The sequence below is a fragment of the uncultured Alcanivorax sp. genome (genome assembly GCF_947258575.1).
Lineage (GTDB): Bacteria > Pseudomonadota > Gammaproteobacteria > Pseudomonadales > Alcanivoracaceae > Alcanivorax.
Map to the genome: position 1 here is coordinate 38,151 of NZ_CAMYIV010000011.1, position 16,965 is coordinate 55,115.

Consider the following 16,965-nt stretch of genomic DNA (forward strand, 5'->3'; position numbering starts at 1 on the left):
GCTCTGAGAGCTGCTGTTCGGATAGTTAAAAAATAAAAACCCTCCCCTTGCGGGGAGGGGCCAAACGCTCCTCCCGGAGACAAGGGGAGGAGGGAGGGGGAAAAGCGCAGCGCTAGTTGCAGGCGCTGCCGTTGGTGTAGCTACTATCCACGACCTGATTGATCCACTGGTCCAGTAGCGTGGTGGCTTCGTCGTGGGCCACGCTGCGGGCGATGGGGGGCATCATCCGTTGCGGATCGTTTTCCGCGGCCAGGCGGCAGGAAACGATGGAGCTGTTCGCGCTGCCCGGGACCACCACATGCTGGCGACCGCAGGAGCCACCGCCGGTGGCGGTGGGCTTCTTGCAGATGCCGTAGCTGGCGTCCACTTCACGGAAGTGGTCCAGGTAGTAGCCCGTGTTGGAGGCGGCGCCCTTGTCGTTGTGACAGTGCTGGCAGTTCACTTCCAGGTAGGCTTTTACCCGACTTTCAATATCCGCATCGGAGTTGGCGGTGTTGCCGCTGTCGCCGGGCACGTTCCAGTGCGGCAGGCGCTCGATGTTGCTGGCCACGCCGTTGCTGATCTGCAGCTCCGGAGTGCCACTGAGGATGCCCACGTCAGTCCAGTACTGCAGCTGGTTGAGGCGCGGGAAGCCGGCCTGCCCAGTGTTACCCATGAAGGCGGATTCCGGTTTGTAGGCACGGTTCAGGTTGCGCGGCTTGGGGCCGATAGGGGCGCTGCCGCCGGCCTGGTCGTCGTTGCCATGGCAGGTGATGCACTGGTTGGCGTTGGGCACGGAGTAGTTGTCAGTGCTGCCGGTGAGCAGGGCACCGGAGTCGCTGTCGCGGTAATGCCAGCTGGCCGGAGTGCTGCCACCGCCCATGCTCAGAAATGCCACCGGTTTGCCATCTTCTTCGCCCCAGATATAGGGAAGACCTTCCCAGAAAGGTTTGCCGCTGCTGCTGATGCGTTTGATCAACAGGCGGGTCTCCACCAGCGTTTCATTGCTGTTGGCCTCATCGGTGAAGGCGAAGGTCTTGGCAAGCACGGTGCCGGTGGGGAAGTGAATGCCGCCATTGGGGTTGCTGCCGCCCTGGCCGTCCCGGTACACCGCCTTGGTGCCGGGAGGAACAAAGGCTACCCGGTATTTGGTGGCGTAGTCGGAGAACAGTTTGGTGTTCAGCACATAGGGCACGCCGCCTTCATTGGGCAAGCTGCGTGGGTCGCTGGCATCGGCAAACAGGTTGTACTGTTCCAGGCGCGGGCAATTTACTGCCAGGGCGTCGCGATTGATTTCACCGCTGGCCACTTCGGTGTTGCAGAGTGCTTCCACCACTTCCGGTGACGGCGCAGGATCGAAATCACCGCTGGGTTCGAAGGGGGGGATTTCCACCCGTGGCAGTGACGGTAACAGTTTGCCGAAACGGGCCTGACAGTCGTGGTCGGACAGGTTGGTATCCGAAGGCATATTGAGCAGACCCTCCAGGGCATCAAGCAGACCACCGGGGGAGAGAATCGAGAAATCCTGCTCTGCCAGCGCCAAGACCAACTCCAGTCCATCGGTACCGTGGAAGTTCAGGTAGGGTTCGCTGTCCTCGGAAAAATCGTTGTCGTGGAAACAGGAGCCCCAGGTGGGCTGGATACGTGCATTGTTTTCATCGAATTTGTAGGCGTTGTAATGACATGCCGGGTTGGGGTGCTCATTGGTGTGCAGCGGCTTGCCGTTGCTGTCCATGGGCACCGGCTCGCCATTACTGTCCACCGGGTAGGGGCAGTCTGCATCCAGGTCATCACGCAGGCCGTCCCAGACAATGTGGGCGCCTTTACCCAGGTTGAGGATGTTGTCCAGGCTGCCCAGCAATTGGGTGGGATCATTGATGATGGGCAGGTTCTTCAGGCCGATCAGGGTGGGCAACACGCTTTCTACTTCGCCGTTGGCTACTTTTTCCAGGTCCGGTGGCGGCAGGTCGTAACCGGAGTTTTTCATCACGTTGTTGTGGATGTGCAGCCCTTCGGTATAGGGGTCCAGTTTCTTGTCGGCGGTGTTGTCTTTGCCATCAATCAGTTCATAGCTGGTATAGATGACGGCGGCGGTGCTGTGGTCTTCAAATGTGTTGTTGAAGACCTCGATGTTGTCGTAGCCCAGGGTGATAAAACCGGTGCCGCGCGGCACCGCAGAGACCAGCCCGCTCTGGGCGAAGTTGTAGGTGTTGTTGTTGCGGGCCAGGTTGTTGAGCATCACCGAGGTATCGCCGTACTGGGTGATATTTTCCAGATCGTAGATCAGGAAGCCGCCGGTATTACACTCGGCCACGTTGTTGTCGTATTCGCCGCCTTGCACATTTTCGATTTCGAAACCCATGACGTTATAGACGGCACGGCTGTCACGAATAATGGCGGTGTTGGTCTGGCCCACGTAGATGCCGGCATCGGAGGCGCCCACGGATTCACTGCCTTCCACCAGGATGTTTTCCGATTCCACCGGGTAGATGCCGTAGCGGCCGCTGGTGGCACTGGGTACGTAATCGGGGGTAGGGTCACCTTCGTTGAAGGGCGGCTTGGTACAGGCCACATGCAGCCGGTCGCCGTAGTTGTCGGCGGTGATCGGCTCACCGCCACCAGACCACATGGCGCGCACATTGCGCAGGGTGCCCCATTTCACGCCCTTGAGTTTGAAGGCGTCGCCGGGGGAATCCAGGATGGTCAGGTCTTCCACGGTAATGCCGCGAATGTTGAGCGCTTCCAGGCCGGTGACGTTGGCGCTGTCTTTGAACGACAACACCGTTTCGTCCTTGCCGCAGCCTTTGATCAGCACGTCCTCGGTGGCCTGGATCAGCAGCCCCTGATCCAGGTCGAAATAGCCGCAGTCGAACTGCAGTGTGTCGCCGGGGCGCAGCTGAATCATGGCGTTGACCATGTCTTCAGTGGCGCTGTCGCCGGGGGAAATTATAAAGGTGCGGCCTTCGCCGGTGGGCGGGGTAATCGGGTCGCCACCGTTATCGCCGCCATCACTTCCTCCCCCGCCATCATCGCCGCTGTTGGCGGTAGGGGTGTTGGCTGGGTCGCTGCTGCCGCCACCACCGCAGCCGACTACGAAGGTGGTCAGTAACAGCAGAAAGAGTGACCGGGCTGTTAGTGTTTTCATGGTATTCCCCAACGGTTCTAGTTTTTGGCTCTCTTCTCTCTTGATAAGAGAAAAGTTGGGGGAGTTGGGGCATTGCGCCAGATGACCGAGCAAGCCTTGGCGCCTCTCACCCTCTCCCTGTCCCTCTCCCCTCAAGGGAGAGGGGACCTTTCTTGAAATGCTCTGGAATAGGAGCTTCCTTGATAGTTACTCATTGCGCCGCTTGTTCAAGCCGTTCCCACATGCGCAGGTAGGCTTCCGCCGAGGTGAATAACTGGTTGATGGCGTCGTCGATCTGTTCCGGCGGGCGGTCACTGTTCGCCACCATGTCGGCGATCTGATCCGGGTAGAGGCCGTAGTGGGCCACACCCCGGCCTTCATACAGGCTGAAGGCGTGGTCACCGGTGACTTGCTTGTCGAACACCACACGACCATCCACGGAGGTGAATGGATAGAGGCTGTCTTCCTGATCCGGTGTCCCCGGGTTACCGGCCAGGGCGGCGATACCGTTCACATCTGAGGCAAAGGGAGCGCCGCCGAAGGGCCCCACCTTGAAGGCATCCGGGCGCGGGCGGTTGCCATCGCGGGTGAGCTGGTCCACCCAGTCATCGCGGACACTGCCAAAGGAGGCGCTGATACCGCCCTGGGCGGCGACACGGTCACGCAGGGTTTCGGTGCCGCCCCAGTTGCCGTGGCTGTTGATGATCGGGTAGCCACGCGGGGCGGTCAGGTCGAGAATCTGGGTGGCGGCCTTGCGGCTGATGTGGTCGGTTTCAATCATCATGCCGCGTTTAGCCAGCTCTTCGATCAGGAAGAAGCCCAGGTCAGTCAGCCCGCGGGTGTTGCACAGGTGGTCGGTGCCCCGGCGCGGGTCGAGTTCGGCAAGCTCTTGCGGACTGGCCGGGAATCGCTCGCCCACATAATCCAGCTGGAACAGCAATTGCTCGAAAATGCCGTAGGGTTGCAGCGGGTTGGCCAGCGGGCTGTCATTCACCGCGTGGTCGTGATCCGGGCATTCTTCGAATTCCACGGTATGACCGGTTTCCAGCAGGTTGCCGCCGTACAGCACGGCGCCAATGCCGATGCCGTCGGAGAGATCCGGCAGGTGGCCACCGAAGGCGTTATCGAATTTGTGCACCGGGAACAGGCTGCGCACATCCATGGCATAGAGGCGGTCCAGTCGCTCCACAATTTCGTCACGGCTGCATTCGGCCACGCCCAGAAATTCTCCGCAGTTGAGAGCCTTGGAGGCTTCCACGCCGAGGATCACTGCCATCTTGCCTTCGCCGATGACCTGGCGAGCCTCGCTGGGGCTGGTGACGATGCGGAACCAGCCTTCGCCGGGGCCGCCCTGTTGGGCGTCGATGTAATCCTCCATGCGATGCATCAGTTCCGCCTGCTGCTCAATGGCGGCCACGGTGTCGCAGTCATTCTGTTTCTGCGGATTGATCTGGCAGAGGATTTCGTTGTGCACCAGGTGATTGACCAGAATCTTCAGGCCGGACAGGTGGGCCCGTTCAATCCATTTGTAATAGCTCTGATGGTGTTGCAGGGAGTCGTTGCGCGGCCAGAAGGGAAAATCCGGCCAGCCTCGGGTTTCGTGGGGGCCCGGATTGCTGGTGACCTGTTCCACCAGGCCGGTGAGGCCCTGGGGGCCATGGTTTTCTGCGCAATCGTGGAGGGCGTGATCGACACCGAATTTGTGGAAGGGGTCGCCATAGTTAACCCGGCCGCCGATGAATTCGTAGGCGGAGATATGGCTGTGGGCATCCACGTAGCCGAACAGGTCGTCGTTATCGATGCCCGGGGTGCCGCGGAAGCGATCCACCTCTTGCAGGTAAATGGCCGGGCCGCTGTCGGCCACGGTGGCGCTCAGTTCGGCTTCCGGGTAGCCGCTGCAGCCGTCGGCGTCGTTGAGCACAAAACGGGTGTCGGCGTTTTCCAGACTCGGTGAGGTAAGGGTCAGCCCGTCGTCGCCGGCGGTGAGCAGAAGGCCGGTGACCTGGGAGGCCAGGGTAAAGCTGTCGCCCTCGCTGGGATTGAGATTCCATACCGCCAGATCGTTGGCATCGGAGACCATGGCCAGAGACGGGCGCAGGGTGGTGTCGCCCAGATTGTTGCCGATACCTTCCAGGCTTTCCCCCAGTTCCCGCAGCAGGCCGCCCAGCGGCGCTACCGGGTCCAGCACCAGATTGAGCGTGTCGCCCAGGCCGGCCACCAGGTAGCTGAGTTCGCCGACGAAGTTGCCGCCCTGATCCAGCAGTTCCCCGGCGGGATCGCTGATGCCGAGCAGCTCCTTTTCCCCGGTGCTGCCGGTGGTGCGCTGGTAATCGGACACCAACAGATAGCGGCCCAGGTCGGTGGGTTTGAGGGTAAAGGCCGTAGCTTGTGCCGCCTCTGTGGTCAGGCTGTAGGCACTGCTGGCGGTGTCCGCCTGCAGGAAGCGGCCGTCGCTATTCAGGGTGTAGCAGCCATTGGCGAACTGGAAGCGATTGAGCGGTTGTGGTTCTGGTGCCGGTTCCGGGCCGGGTTCCGGCGTGGGGGCCGGGTTCTCGGTATCGGGTTGGCGCGGTTGCTCTGCGGTAGTGGTGGCGGAAGTACCACCACTACCACCACCACAGCCGGCCAGAAGGCTGGCGGCCAGTAGCAGCGAGCAGGGCAACGCAGAAGCAGTCAGGGCCGGAGCCCGGGTCAGTTGTAGCATGGCTAACCCCTTAAGGGAGTCCTCGCGATGCGGGGCGCCCGTTGTTGTTATGGGTACGTACGTTCTTATTGGTACGTTTGTACAACTAAAGGCTTGGGGGAGGCTGTAGCGTTATTGTCAAAAAGGGGGAGGGGTTTGTTACTGGAGGGGCTCGGGGGGAGATCTAGCGATAACTGTGTAGGGTGCACTGAGCCTAGGGCGAACTGCACCATCCCGGCGTCTGATCGGTGCAGTTCGCCTTAGGCTCAGTGCACCCTACGGAGAGGGGGAGAGTGGGTTGGGAGAGCGGTCGCCCCCCACAGGGCGGGCAGGCGACAGCTTCCACAAAAAACGAAAAAAGGGAGCTTACGCCGCCTGCTGGTTATCCAGCGGACGGGTCAGGTAGCCCAGCACCAGAGCGGCGATATCCACCTTGGGCTGGTAGTGCAGGAAAAAGCCGCCCAGGGTGCCGAACACCCGCGCCAGCATGATGAAGTCGCCGGGCATTTTTTCCACCGGGTCATGTTCCAGCCGGCCCAGCAGGTGACTGACCTGCTGCATCATTTCCTCGGCGCTGGGCCAGCCCTTGTCCGGGTCCGGGTAGATGATGGCGTTGCGCACCTGATCGAGAATGGCGGCGACGAACGCCAGCAGGGTATCCGGGTTGCCGCTGCGGGTGGTGAAGCCCATGGCGGTAAGGGTGTCGGCAATCACTTTCTGATCATCCACCACGCAGGCCTGCAAGACCCGGAAGTAGCCGTGCCGTGCCGCATCGCTGAGGCTCTGGGCACAACCGAAATCCAGCAGTACCAGGGTATCGTCGTCGGTGATCATGATGTTGCCCGGGTGCGGGTCAGCATGAAAGACGCCACCATGCAGCACCTGGGAGAACCAGGCATCCAGCAGCCGATGCAGCACTATACCCAGGCGCTCCGGGTCGGTGTGGTGCAGTTCATCCAGCACGGTGGTGAGCTTGCGCCCGTGTACGAATTCAGTGGTCAGCACATGGCGGCTGCTGTGTTCTGCCACCAGGGCTGGTGTGGTGATGCCGGTGACGCCGGCCAGCTGCTCGCCGATCTGTGTCATCACCCGGGCTTCGCGCTGATAGTCCAGTTCTTCGCGTACGGTGCGCTGGATTTCACTGACGATGGTGTCCATGTCCATGGGCGGCAGGGCGGATTTCACCGCGTCCATGAACACTTTTAGCAGGGTCATATCCAGCTCTACCACTTCGTCCAAGCCCGGACGCTGTACTTTGACGGCGACCTCGCGGCCATCGTGCAGCTGTGCCCGGTGTACCTGCCCGATGCTGGCTGCGGCCAGCGGCTGCGGGTCGAAATCGGCAAACAGTTCACCCAAGGGCTGACCGAACTCCTGCTCCAGCACCCTGGCAATGTCATCGAAGGGCACCGGGCTGGCTTGATCCTGCAAGATCGTCAGTTCATCCACCCAGGCCTGGGGTAACAGGTCCGGTCGGCTGGACAGCAGTTGGCCGATCTTCAGGAAGGCGCCGCCCTGTTCCAGGGAGGTATCGCGGAAGCGGCGGGCATTGCGCTGGTGCAGGCTCTCCAGGGCGGCCTCGCGCATGCTGGTTGGCAAAAAGGCAGAGCGGGTGCCCCACAGGCGGTAGCTGGCCACCACCTTGGTGAGCATCCAGCCGGTTTTGCTCAGGCGCTTGAGGCGGGTCGGCCAGCGGCGCGCCTCGTCAGCCAGGATCTGCATTTCCTCGTTCACGGCGTTGGCGCCACGGCCCACCGCCTTGCAGGCCTTGAGCGCCTGGTCGGCGATGTCGCGACCCTGCCAGGCGGTTTTCTCGATGGCCCGGATACAGCCCTCCACCACGGACAGCCAGGCCTTCAGGCCACTGTCTTTCTGCTTGCGCTCGGCAAAGTCGTTGAGCGGCTGCCAGTTGGGCTCTGCCGGGGTGGTCGGGGTTTGTTGCAATGACGTGTTTTTCATAAGGCACGCCTCCGCTTTGTGAATAGGTGTTCACAAAATAGGGATGAAGGGCTCGATTGGCAAGCAAAAATGTTTACGACCGTTCACTTTGTAGGGCAATTCAGGTCGGGGCGTTGATGCAACGGGGTTCCAGTGCGTCAGGGAATGATGGCTTGGTGCTACCACGGGTAACCTTTCTTTGGTTCTTTCGTACTAAATTCAAAGGGTTACGTGTTTCGGTGTGATGGGCGGTACAGCCATATGGATAACCGGCACTGCAGGCAACGTCTCCCTCACCCACAGTGGACAGACTCCGATACCGTTTGGGAACGGCGGGTCGGTGCCCTTAACGATAATAACAACGTAATCAGAGGAACCTGATGACAACCACTACCAGGATGTTGGTACCAGCCGTGTTGTTGCTGGCACCGGTGGTCCAGGCGCAATCTCCTGCGTCGCTGGAAGACATGGAGCGGCGTCTTGAGCAACTGGAAATGCAGCAGTACGAAAAGCAGAACAACTGGAGCGACCGTATCTCCGTTAACGGCTTCATGACCTATGGCGTTACCCGTCACGATGTTCATGTTCGCGCTAATAACGGTGAGCCGATCGATTACATTGATCGTACTAGCGACGAGATTTCCCACCGGGAGCTGTCACGGGCGGGGATTCAGTTCAATGCAACCATCAGCGATGAGACCAGTGCTACGGTCCAGGTGCTGGCCCGGGGGCGGGATGATTACGATGCACAAGTGCAGTGGGCTTACCTGAGCCATGATCTGTCGCCGTCGGTGACGGTTCGGGCCGGCCGTATGGTGTTGCCATTTTTCATGCACACCCAGTACAACAATGTGGGTTACACCTACCACTGGGCGACCTTGCCCGGTGAGGCCTATGACGTGGTGCCGTTTGACACCATGGAAGGGGTAGACCTGAGCTGGAATCTGAACACCGGTCCCGTCTCCCATCGTCTCAATGTATATGGCGGTGCCACCGATGTGCCCAGTTTTTCGCTGCCGGCCCCGGTGGTGTATGAAGTCAGCGAGTTGACCGGCATCAATCTGACCAGCCAATGGCGGGACTGGACCAGCTGGCTCAGTTACAGCCACGCGGAAGTGACCCTGGATCTTACCGACCTTGCCGGCCCTACCGGTTTGCCGGTGGCGGCATTGGAAGAGCCGGTCAGCCTGGATGAGGCTCAGACCTATATCAGTAGTGTGGGCTTGCAGTATGACAATGGTGCCATGGTGCTGATGGCAGAGCGCACCCAGCTGGGTATCGAGGGCTGGTTTCCCACCAAGTGGGGGGGGTATGTCAGCGCAGGGTATCGCTTTGGGCCGTGGATGCCGCACGTGACCTGGGGCGCTGCCAATGCCCACGGCGTCAGTGAAGCACAAAGCGAAGGACCGGTAGCTGCCAATTTCTCTGCGGCCAATCAGGTGCGCAGTAAAAGCTGGACGCTGGGTTTGCGTTACGAATTGGAAGTGGGCGTTGCCGTGAAACTGGAAGCGCAGCGCTTTTATGACATGAGTAACGACAAGATCATGACTAACGGTCTGTTCACTCCCCAGGGGTCGGCACCTTCCATTGAAGAGGAAGAACCGACGGTATTCCGGCTCACTGTCGATGCGGCCTTTTAAGGGAGAATGATCATGTTGCAGAAATTAAGTGTTTTCTTCCTGGCTCTGTGCTGTCCCGCCCTGTCATTCGCCGGCTTGTTGGTGGTGGTGGCGGAATCGTCGCCACTGGCAGAGATGGACCGCCATGAGGTGCGTCAGCTCTATATGGACAATGCCTCCCGCGTCGACGGCCATGCTGTGACCGTGCTGGATATGCCGGAAGGCAGCCAGCAGCGCGAACGCTTTTATCAGGGCGCCACCGGCAAATCCGCTTCCCAGCTGAAGAGCTACTGGGCAAGGATGATTTTCACCGGCCAGGGTATGCCGCCGCGGCAGGTGAAAAATGCCCGGGATATGGTGCAGCAGGTAAAACAGAATCCCCGTGCCGTTGGCTATGTGCAGGAAGCCGATATGCAGGAGGGGTTGCGGGTGTTGTTACGGTTGCCATGACAGGGAGTTGCAAGTTCAAAGTTGAAAGTTGCAACGCGTAAGATGACGAGCCAACCGAAACCATGACCGCCGCGATCCTGCGGCGGTTTTTTATGATGTCATAACCCGCCTTGAATCGCGGCCACTGCCGGTGCAGCGTCTATTACCGCTGTCGCGCGTTGTAACTTTCAACTTTGAACTTGCAACTGCTTCACCCCCCCAGCAAGCGGTTTTCCGCCGCTTCTACCGCCTCCAGTGGACCATAAAGAATCACCGTATCACCTGGTTCGAGAACCAGCTCTTCGTCAGGACTTTCCAGGGTCTTGTCTTGCCGTTTTACCGCCCGGATTTCCACATCCCGTAATGCACAGCGTGCAATGCTCCGACCGATGCCCCGGGCCTTGTCGGATAACGTCACTGCATGCAACAGCCGGTACGGGTTACCGGCACTGTCGGTAGTGGGCAGGGTGTCGCCGTGATAATACCCCTGCAACATACGGTAGCGTTCCCGGCGGGTCTTGCGCAGCGTGGCCATGACCCGGTCGAAGGGCACATCCAGCATCATCAGGGCATGGGCAACCAGCATCAGGGAGGCTTCCAGTACTTCGGGCACCACTTCTTCCGCGCCGGCGCTGATCAGGGCGTCCAGGTGGGTGTCGTCCCGGGTGCGCACCAGCACGCGGATATTGGGATTGAGCTCCCGTGCTGTGTGCAGAATGCGCTCTGCCAGGCGCGCGTCATCAAAGGTCACTACCAGTAGGCGAGCATGCTGAATGCCGGCGTTGACCAGGATTTCCTTGCGGCTGGAATCACCAAACAGGATGTGTTCACCGGCGGCGCTGGCTTCCTGTAGCCGTACCAGATCTCGATCCACCGCCACCGCCTTGAGGTGGAAACTGTTCAGGTAGCGCATCAGGTTCTGACCCACCCGGCCATAGCCGCAGAGGATCACGTGGTTGCGGGTTTCATCGGAGATGGGCGTGTCTTCGGGAATCTTTTGCCAGCGTTGCAGCAAGCGGCGGGTAAGGCGCCCGCTGTTGTCCAGCAAGGCGGGCGTGAACACCATGGTCAGCACCACGATGGAGACCAGCAAGCCAGCCTTGTCCGGCGTAATCAGCTGATGAGAGACCCCCAGTGCAACCAGCACAAAACCGAACTCCCCCGCCTGGGAGAGAATCAGCCCGCTTCGCATTGCGGTATCGCTGCGCTCTTTCAACAAGCGCAGCAGCGTAAATATCAGCACCCCCTTGAACAGCATCAATGCCGCAGCGGCCAGTATGATCCAGTGCCACTGATCGGCGAACAGGTTCGGGTCCACCAGCATGCCGACACTGATAAAGAACAAGCCCAGCAGCAGATCCCGGAAGGGGCGCAGGTCGGCTTCGATCTGATGGCGGAAGTGACTTTCGCCCAGCATCATGCCGGCCAGAAAAGCGCCCAGTGCCATGGACAGGCCCAGCCAATGGGTCACCCAGGCCGCCAGCAATGCCAGCAGCAGGGCGGTCATGACAAAGACTTCATCGGAACGGGCCCGGCCGGTTTCTTCCAGCATGCGTGGCAGCACCCAACGGCCGATCACATAGATACCGGCAAACAACAGCAGGGATTTGCCCAGCGTCAGTGACGCCACGGACCACATGGGGCCGCTGTTTTCTTGAGTGAGGATCGGCAACATCACCAGCATGATCACGGCGGCCAGATCCTGGAACAGCAGTATGCCGGTGGAGGTTCTGCCGTAGCCGGTATTGACCGATCCCCGGGATATCAGATCGCGGATCACAATGGCGGTTGAGGAGAGGGAGAGAGCACAGGCGGTAATCAGAGAGGGTGTGTAGTCAAACCCGAGTAACCGCATGATAGCGAACACTGCCAGGCCGGTTAGGGCGACTTGCAGCGGGCCGGCGCCGAACACAATGCGGCGAAGGGTCATCAGCCGGGGAATGGAAAATTCCAGCCCCAGGGTGAACAGCAAAAAGACGATGCCAAACTCGGCCAGATGCTGAATGCCTTCAGTATTACTGACCCAGCCAAAGCCGAATGGGCCGGCGGCCAGGCCGCAGAGCAGGTAGGCCAGAATGGGCGGCATGCCAAGGCGCCGAAACAGCACCACGGCTGCCACGGCGGTGCCGAGCAGGACAACAATGAGTGTCAGGGCATCATGCATAAACGTGTCGGGTTCCCCAAAATTCAGACTACCAGTGTAGCAGCCCGGTCATGGCAGGCCAGAACCGTATCTTGATCGGTATCAACAGGATTGGGGAAGGATTCAGAAACAGCTGAAACGGAAGCTGTCGTCCAGTGCCAGGGGCAGGGTCATGGAGCGGTAGCCTAATACATCCATATGTTCGCAGTGGAATGCTCTCTCTCCGGCATCCTGGCTGAACCGGTAGTCGATGTGCAGCACCGGTTTGCCGGCATCAATGAAGGGTTGCAGCAGATGGCACTCGCGCCATTCATGGCAGGATTCGTTGATGGCAAAGTCAGCGTAGTCCACCAGCTCATCCACTTGCTGCAGGTCGTTTTTCAGGGACACGGCCAGGCCATGCTGGTGGGCGGTGCGGAACAGGAAACGGTTATAAGACAGTTGCTGTTTGCCATTCAGGGGGAAGCCGGTTTCATTGGTGTAGCCATCCACATTGTCCGGATCGACCCCGTCGCAGCCTTTTTCAGCAGCCAGTTCAATGCGGTCCGCCATGCGCTTGCGAACATTCAGCGAGCGGATATCCAGCCAGCGTTCTCCCGGCCAGTTACCCAGGCGTCGGCCCTTGTCCGTGGGCAGGAAACGGTAGCGGTCCGGGCGCCAGTTTTCGTAGGTGCCGGCGGAAAAATAGCAGATCACCTTTTTGCCGGCGGCCTGCAGGTCATGAATGACACTCTCTTGGGTATCGAACAGGTCTACCACATACAGTTCCACGTCATAGCCGGTGTTGATCGCACCTTGCAGCTGGATCTGCCACTGCACATCCACGGGCGGCTGGTACCACTCGGGCGCCAGATTGCCGCCATCGGTGGGTAATGGCAGTAGCAGAGCTGAGACGAGACTGAGCGAAAGATGCATGGCGACATACCGGAATTGAACACCTGGATGCTAGCGGGTTTCCGGGTCGGCGAATGTTACGTTATGAGATTTCTTTGTAAGAATGGGGCAGGGTGCGCGGCCTCATTAGAGGCCCCGTTATTATCTCTGTTCCATGATTTCCCGGGATGCCTCGATGATGGCTTCCACACGCCGGTTGCGGGCACGGCCCTCTTCGCTGTCGTTGTCAGCCACCGGCTGGCTCTCGCCCAGGCCGAGCGTATCAATGCGGGTTGCATCAATCTGGAAGCGGTCAATCAGTACTCGCTTGACCGCCCCGGCTCGGGCCTGCGAGAGGGCCTGGTTGTAGACGGCGCGCCCTACGCTGTCCGTATGCCCCTCCAGCATGAGCTGGCTATTCGGGTATTTCACCATCACGGCGGCGATTTTTCCGATGTCAGTCAGGTAGCGCCCCGGGACCTCGGTACTGTTGAATGAAAACTCGATATCCAGGGTGATGTTGACCGATTCGGTCAGCATGATGGGGCAACCTTCCGCATCCACTTTGGCGCCCTGTGGTGTGTCAGGGCATTTGTCCTTCCGGTCTTCTACCCCATCACCATCACTGTCGACCCAGGGGGCAGGTTTCGGTGCCGGCTTGGGCTCAGGTGCGGGCGCGGGAGGATATTGCTGACCCAAACGGTAATTGAGGGCAATAAAGGGGTGCTGGTCAGTAAAGTTATCGCCGGTGTCGACCAGATGACGGTAGCCCACATCCAGCATCAGGTGTTGACCCAGCAAACGTTGCACGCCGAGTTCCAGCAGGGCCATGTTTTCCTTGACCGGGTCCTGCGACTCCGTGGACAGTTCGTGACGTGCATAGCCCAGCCCCAGGTAGGGATGGGTGGTGAACAGATTAATGCCATTGCCGTGTAGCCTGGCCTGCAGGATTAATTGACTGTGTTCCACTTCCCGTTCGTCATCGCGCAGGGTTCTGCCGGCCTCTCCATACTGAACCTGGGTGGATAGATACCGGTTGAAACGGCGGCCAACCTGGAAGGCTGGGCGCCAGAAATCCGGCAGTTGGCCTGTTCTTTCGTCATCCTGCTCGATCATGTAATAGCCCACTTCACCCCCCACGTACCAGTAGGAAACAGGCTTCTTTTCGTGGCTTCCCATGTCAGCGAATAAAGTGACAGGAGCCAACAGAGCGGCCAGGGCCAGACGCGGGAAACCGAAGTGCGTATTCATTGTGGAGTTGCCGCCATAAAGAGACCTTCAAAGCATGCCGATGACATATCCGGGTTAGTTGAACTCCAGGGTGACGGTCACCGTGTCGCTGTATTGTCCGGCCGGCCCCCACTGATTGATGGGGATCCTTCCGTACACGGTCAGTAACCGGGTGCAAAGTAACAGGCAACTGCCCGAAAAAGTGGTAGTGCCCACGGTTCCATCGCCCAGAATCTGGGTCCGTTGAATGTCGGTGTATAAATTGTAGTTGAGCGTGGCGCCGGAGCTATGCATGAGCTGCCGTGGGGTAAAGGTGCCGGAATTGCCTTCGTCGACGCTGATTTGAAAAGTAACAGGAGTAAGCAGGTCCGGTGAGCAACTGAATGTGATCTGTCCCTGGCCATCGGCAGGATTGCTTTGCAAGGACATCACGGTATTGAAGTTGACCAAGGTGCTGCCATCCGGAGTAATGAAACTGCAGGAGGCAGCAAACAGTGGCAGAGGCAGGCTGCTGGCGAGAAGCACGAGTAGGACAATGAATCTGGGCATGCTGAAGTTCCTCGTCATGGCGCCATTACGCAGTTTACCGGTGAAAGCTGCGGGGTTCGCTCGCCGGCGGGGGGGATCGCCACGGTGATTTCACATGATTGGGTTCCGTCTTGGTTCACAGACAGTGTGACGTTTTCCTTGGCGGTTTTCACATAGACCAGGCCATCAAACCCGACAGGGTAAGGCTCCGCATCAGGAGCACTGGCGTCCGTGACAAGCGCCGCTGCAGACAGCGGCTCGCTGACGCCATTGGCATTAATAACGACAACGGGTACCAGCGCATCGCGATAGATAATGAAATCCGGGGTAACACGAACCAGCGACAACGCTTTGGGCGCGGCCAGGATTCTCTCGTCGCCCAGTGTGGTGTTGTAGGGAAGGTCGCGTTGGTTGATGTGCAGCTCTGTTTCCTGAAAAGGGGGTAGTCCGACCAGCATGGACCGGCCTTTCTTGTCGGTGGGAATGGCGTTGACACGAACGCCGGCAAACTCCGGGCCAAGATCGATCAGGGCAAAACCACCATTGGCAAAACGAGTGGGTTTGATGAAGCCTTCGCTCATCACGACACCACCGGCAACCCCGGCACGATAACTGCGAATGCCTGCCGCATCCACGGCAGAGGCAAAGGCGCCATAGGCAGGGCGCTCCACGGATGCGGAAATGGCTGTCAGGTCGCCGCCCTGCAATCGGTGCCTCACCTGCACGCTGGGATACCCTGCCTTCCCTAGTACCCGCAACTGAGCATCTACCACAGCTTCTTCATCGCGCGCCTTGCTGGCTTCCAGGCTGCCACGGGTGCGGGGCCTGCTGGACAGGGGCATTTCGAAGCTGGCCAGGGTCAGGCCGTCCCTGTCGGGTTTCAGCTGTTCGGTATGGGAAAGGCGAACACGCAGTTGTCGGCGGATATGGAAGTAGATGCCGGTGGTCAGGGCTGTTCGCACGGGGGCACTGTCCGGATCGCGATACTGGAAGCCGAAACGCAGCCCCACACCCTGCCAGGGCTGGCCGGCAATACTACCAACCCATTGCTGGAAGCCGTCCGTATCTAGCGGGGTGGTGTCCAGCGAAGGGGTAAAACCATTCTGCTGCTGTTCGTAGGAAAAGGCGTAGCTATAGCCCTTGTACTGGTTGCTCAGCGTAGCGGCTGCGGCCCAGGGCTGGTCCGCATCGGGCAAATCCCGGGAGGTGGCAAGGTGGGTTTGCAGGGCGCCGATTCGGGGCAGGGTGGTTTGCGCGAAGATCCCGCCATTGACGTGCTGCTCCGAGGCGGCGGCTGCGCCGACCCCGAGGGTGAGCCAGCGGCTCATGCCCCGGCGATAACTGAATGATGAGACCAGTTGATCGTAGTCATTGCTGAAGCCCTGACGTTGCAAGCCTGCCGAGATCTCGAAATCATCAAAGCCCTGTCGCAGCTGGCCCACCGTGAAGTAGGAAGGAATCTCAAGCGTACTGATGGTTCCATCCGCTTCACGCACGGTCAGGGTCTGGATGGTGTTGCTGAACAGGGGCTGGTTGATCACATCCACGGGACCGGGAGGCACCTGGTATCCGCTGCCGAAGTAGGCATTGCCGATGACTTCGGGTTGGTCGAGCCCTCGCTGGGCGAGCAGCAATTGCGCCTGGGTATCGACGATAGCCTGGAAATCGATCACCGGCCCGGTGACCAGTTCGGGGCGGGTGGCGTAGTTACGGGTAATCTGGAAACCGGCCAGCGCGGCACCTGTGCGCCATGGCGTGCGCCCGGCAAAGGCATCGCCGATACGGAAGGTGGTGGTTTCATCCGGGTTGTCGAATTGCCAGTAGGTGGCAATGCGTTGTGTCACGGTGTCATCGCCGATGACATAGCCGGAATGCTGGCTTTGCAGCACGCCCCAGTCGCCAAAGGCGCCCAGGCCAAGAAAGCCGTTATAAGCGGTGTCAGTATTTTCTGTCTGGCTGGCAGTCACGTTGTAGTTCACAAAGCCACCGGTTTGAGGCTCTCCCAATCTGGCTCTTGGCGTTTGCGCTGACATATCAATGCGGGTGGGGCAGAAAGAGTCGGCTGTCGCACTCAGGATGAGAGTCTGGTTGCTCTCATCAATATGCAGCGCAATGCCATCCTGTTTATCAAGGCGTCGATAATGGCGCTGATCAACGGTGGTGACAGGAGCTGTTTTCAGGGCACAGAGTCTGGCCTTGCGCAGGTCTTCGGTCAGTGCGAGGACGGCGCCACAGTTATCACGCAGGATAAAGTGCTCCCCCAGGTCGCGGCCGTTGACGATCCATTTCAGCAGGCGCATGGACGAGTCGTCGTAGCGGGTGCTTTCCCGTTGCGGGTTATCGCAACCTGGCTGTGGACCTGTCGAGTCTGCAACGGCGCCTTGATGACCAGAAACGCTGAACAATAAAAGCAGAACCG

10 protein-coding genes are annotated in these 16,965 nt (G+C 59.7%); 2 read left to right on the top strand and 8 right to left on the bottom strand.

From position 1 onward, the window contains the following. Positions 1 to 112 precede the first annotated feature (112 nt). The 3 genes from Q0Y02_RS11305 to Q0Y02_RS11315 all read right to left on the bottom strand — a co-directional run bounded on the left by Q0Y02_RS11305 (position 113) and on the right by Q0Y02_RS11315 (position 7,745). Positions 113 to 3,124, bottom strand: coding sequence for a parallel beta-helix domain-containing protein (locus Q0Y02_RS11305; protein ID WP_297768202.1), 3,012 nt, complete (start codon positions 3,122 to 3,124; stop codon positions 113 to 115). A gap of 190 nt (positions 3,125 to 3,314) precedes the next feature. Then, positions 3,315 to 5,807, bottom strand: a complete 2,493-nt coding sequence (locus Q0Y02_RS11310) for a membrane dipeptidase (protein ID WP_297768205.1) — start codon at positions 5,805 to 5,807, stop codon at positions 3,315 to 3,317. A gap of 345 nt (positions 5,808 to 6,152) precedes the next feature. Then, positions 6,153 to 7,745: an AarF/UbiB family protein gene (locus Q0Y02_RS11315; RefSeq protein ID WP_297768208.1), complete on the bottom strand. Its 1,593-nt coding sequence runs from the start codon at positions 7,743 to 7,745 to the stop codon at positions 6,153 to 6,155. A 359-nt stretch (positions 7,746 to 8,104) separates the two neighbouring features. Between Q0Y02_RS11315 and Q0Y02_RS11320 the strand changes: the two genes are divergently transcribed. Continuing rightward, positions 8,105 to 9,364, top strand: a complete 1,260-nt coding sequence (locus Q0Y02_RS11320) for a hypothetical protein (RefSeq protein ID WP_297768211.1) — start codon at positions 8,105 to 8,107, stop codon at positions 9,362 to 9,364. A gap of 12 nt (positions 9,365 to 9,376) precedes the next feature. Next, the gene (locus Q0Y02_RS11325) at positions 9,377 to 9,793 is read left to right on the top strand and encodes a hypothetical protein (RefSeq protein ID WP_297768214.1); all 417 of its coding nucleotides are present in this window, start codon (positions 9,377 to 9,379) and stop codon (positions 9,791 to 9,793) included. Positions 9,794 to 9,983: 190 nt separating this feature from the next. On the opposite strand, the gene Q0Y02_RS11330 is transcribed toward Q0Y02_RS11325, so the two are convergent. The 5 genes from Q0Y02_RS11330 to Q0Y02_RS11350 all read right to left on the bottom strand — a co-directional run bounded on the left by Q0Y02_RS11330 (position 9,984) and on the right by Q0Y02_RS11350 (position 16,846). Next, a complete protein-coding gene (locus Q0Y02_RS11330) occupies positions 9,984 to 11,936 on the bottom strand; it encodes a monovalent cation:proton antiporter family protein (protein WP_297768217.1) in 1,953 nt (650 codons plus the stop codon). 102 nt (positions 11,937 to 12,038) lie between these two features. Next, a complete protein-coding gene (locus Q0Y02_RS11335; protein WP_297768220.1) occupies positions 12,039 to 12,830 on the bottom strand; it encodes an endo alpha-1,4 polygalactosaminidase in 792 nt (263 codons plus the stop codon). Positions 12,831 to 12,950: 120 nt separating this feature from the next. Next, positions 12,951 to 14,039: an OmpA family protein gene (locus Q0Y02_RS11340; protein ID WP_297768223.1), complete on the bottom strand. Its 1,089-nt coding sequence runs from the start codon at positions 14,037 to 14,039 to the stop codon at positions 12,951 to 12,953. A gap of 54 nt (positions 14,040 to 14,093) precedes the next feature. Beyond that, a complete protein-coding gene (locus Q0Y02_RS11345; protein WP_297768226.1) occupies positions 14,094 to 14,567 on the bottom strand; it encodes a spore coat U domain-containing protein in 474 nt (157 codons plus the stop codon). 14 nt (positions 14,568 to 14,581) lie between these two features. Further along, a complete protein-coding gene (locus Q0Y02_RS11350) occupies positions 14,582 to 16,846 on the bottom strand; it encodes a fimbria/pilus outer membrane usher protein (protein WP_297768229.1) in 2,265 nt (754 codons plus the stop codon). Positions 16,847 to 16,965 lie beyond the last annotated feature (119 nt).

Coding starts and splice junctions, on each gene's coding strand:
- Q0Y02_RS11320 (WP_297768211.1), top strand. CDS start 8,105: ATGACAACCACTACCAGGATGTTGGTACCAGCCGTGTTGTTGCTGGCA.
- Q0Y02_RS11315 (WP_297768208.1), bottom strand. CDS start 7,745: ATGAAAAACACGTCATTGCAACAAACCCCGACCACCCCGGCAGAGCCC.
- Q0Y02_RS11305 (WP_297768202.1), bottom strand. CDS start 3,124: ATGAAAACACTAACAGCCCGGTCACTCTTTCTGCTGTTACTGACCACC.
- Q0Y02_RS11330 (WP_297768217.1), bottom strand. CDS start 11,936: ATGCATGATGCCCTGACACTCATTGTTGTCCTGCTCGGCACCGCCGTG.
- Q0Y02_RS11345 (WP_297768226.1), bottom strand. CDS start 14,567: ATGCCCAGATTCATTGTCCTACTCGTGCTTCTCGCCAGCAGCCTGCCT.
- Q0Y02_RS11310 (WP_297768205.1), bottom strand. CDS start 5,807: ATGCTACAACTGACCCGGGCTCCGGCCCTGACTGCTTCTGCGTTGCCC.
- Q0Y02_RS11335 (WP_297768220.1), bottom strand. CDS start 12,830: ATGCATCTTTCGCTCAGTCTCGTCTCAGCTCTGCTACTGCCATTACCC.
- Q0Y02_RS11350 (WP_297768229.1), bottom strand. CDS start 16,846: ATGCGCCTGCTGAAATGGATCGTCAACGGCCGCGACCTGGGGGAGCAC.
- Q0Y02_RS11340 (WP_297768223.1), bottom strand. CDS start 14,039: ATGAATACGCACTTCGGTTTCCCGCGTCTGGCCCTGGCCGCTCTGTTG.
- Q0Y02_RS11325 (WP_297768214.1), top strand. CDS start 9,377: ATGTTGCAGAAATTAAGTGTTTTCTTCCTGGCTCTGTGCTGTCCCGCC.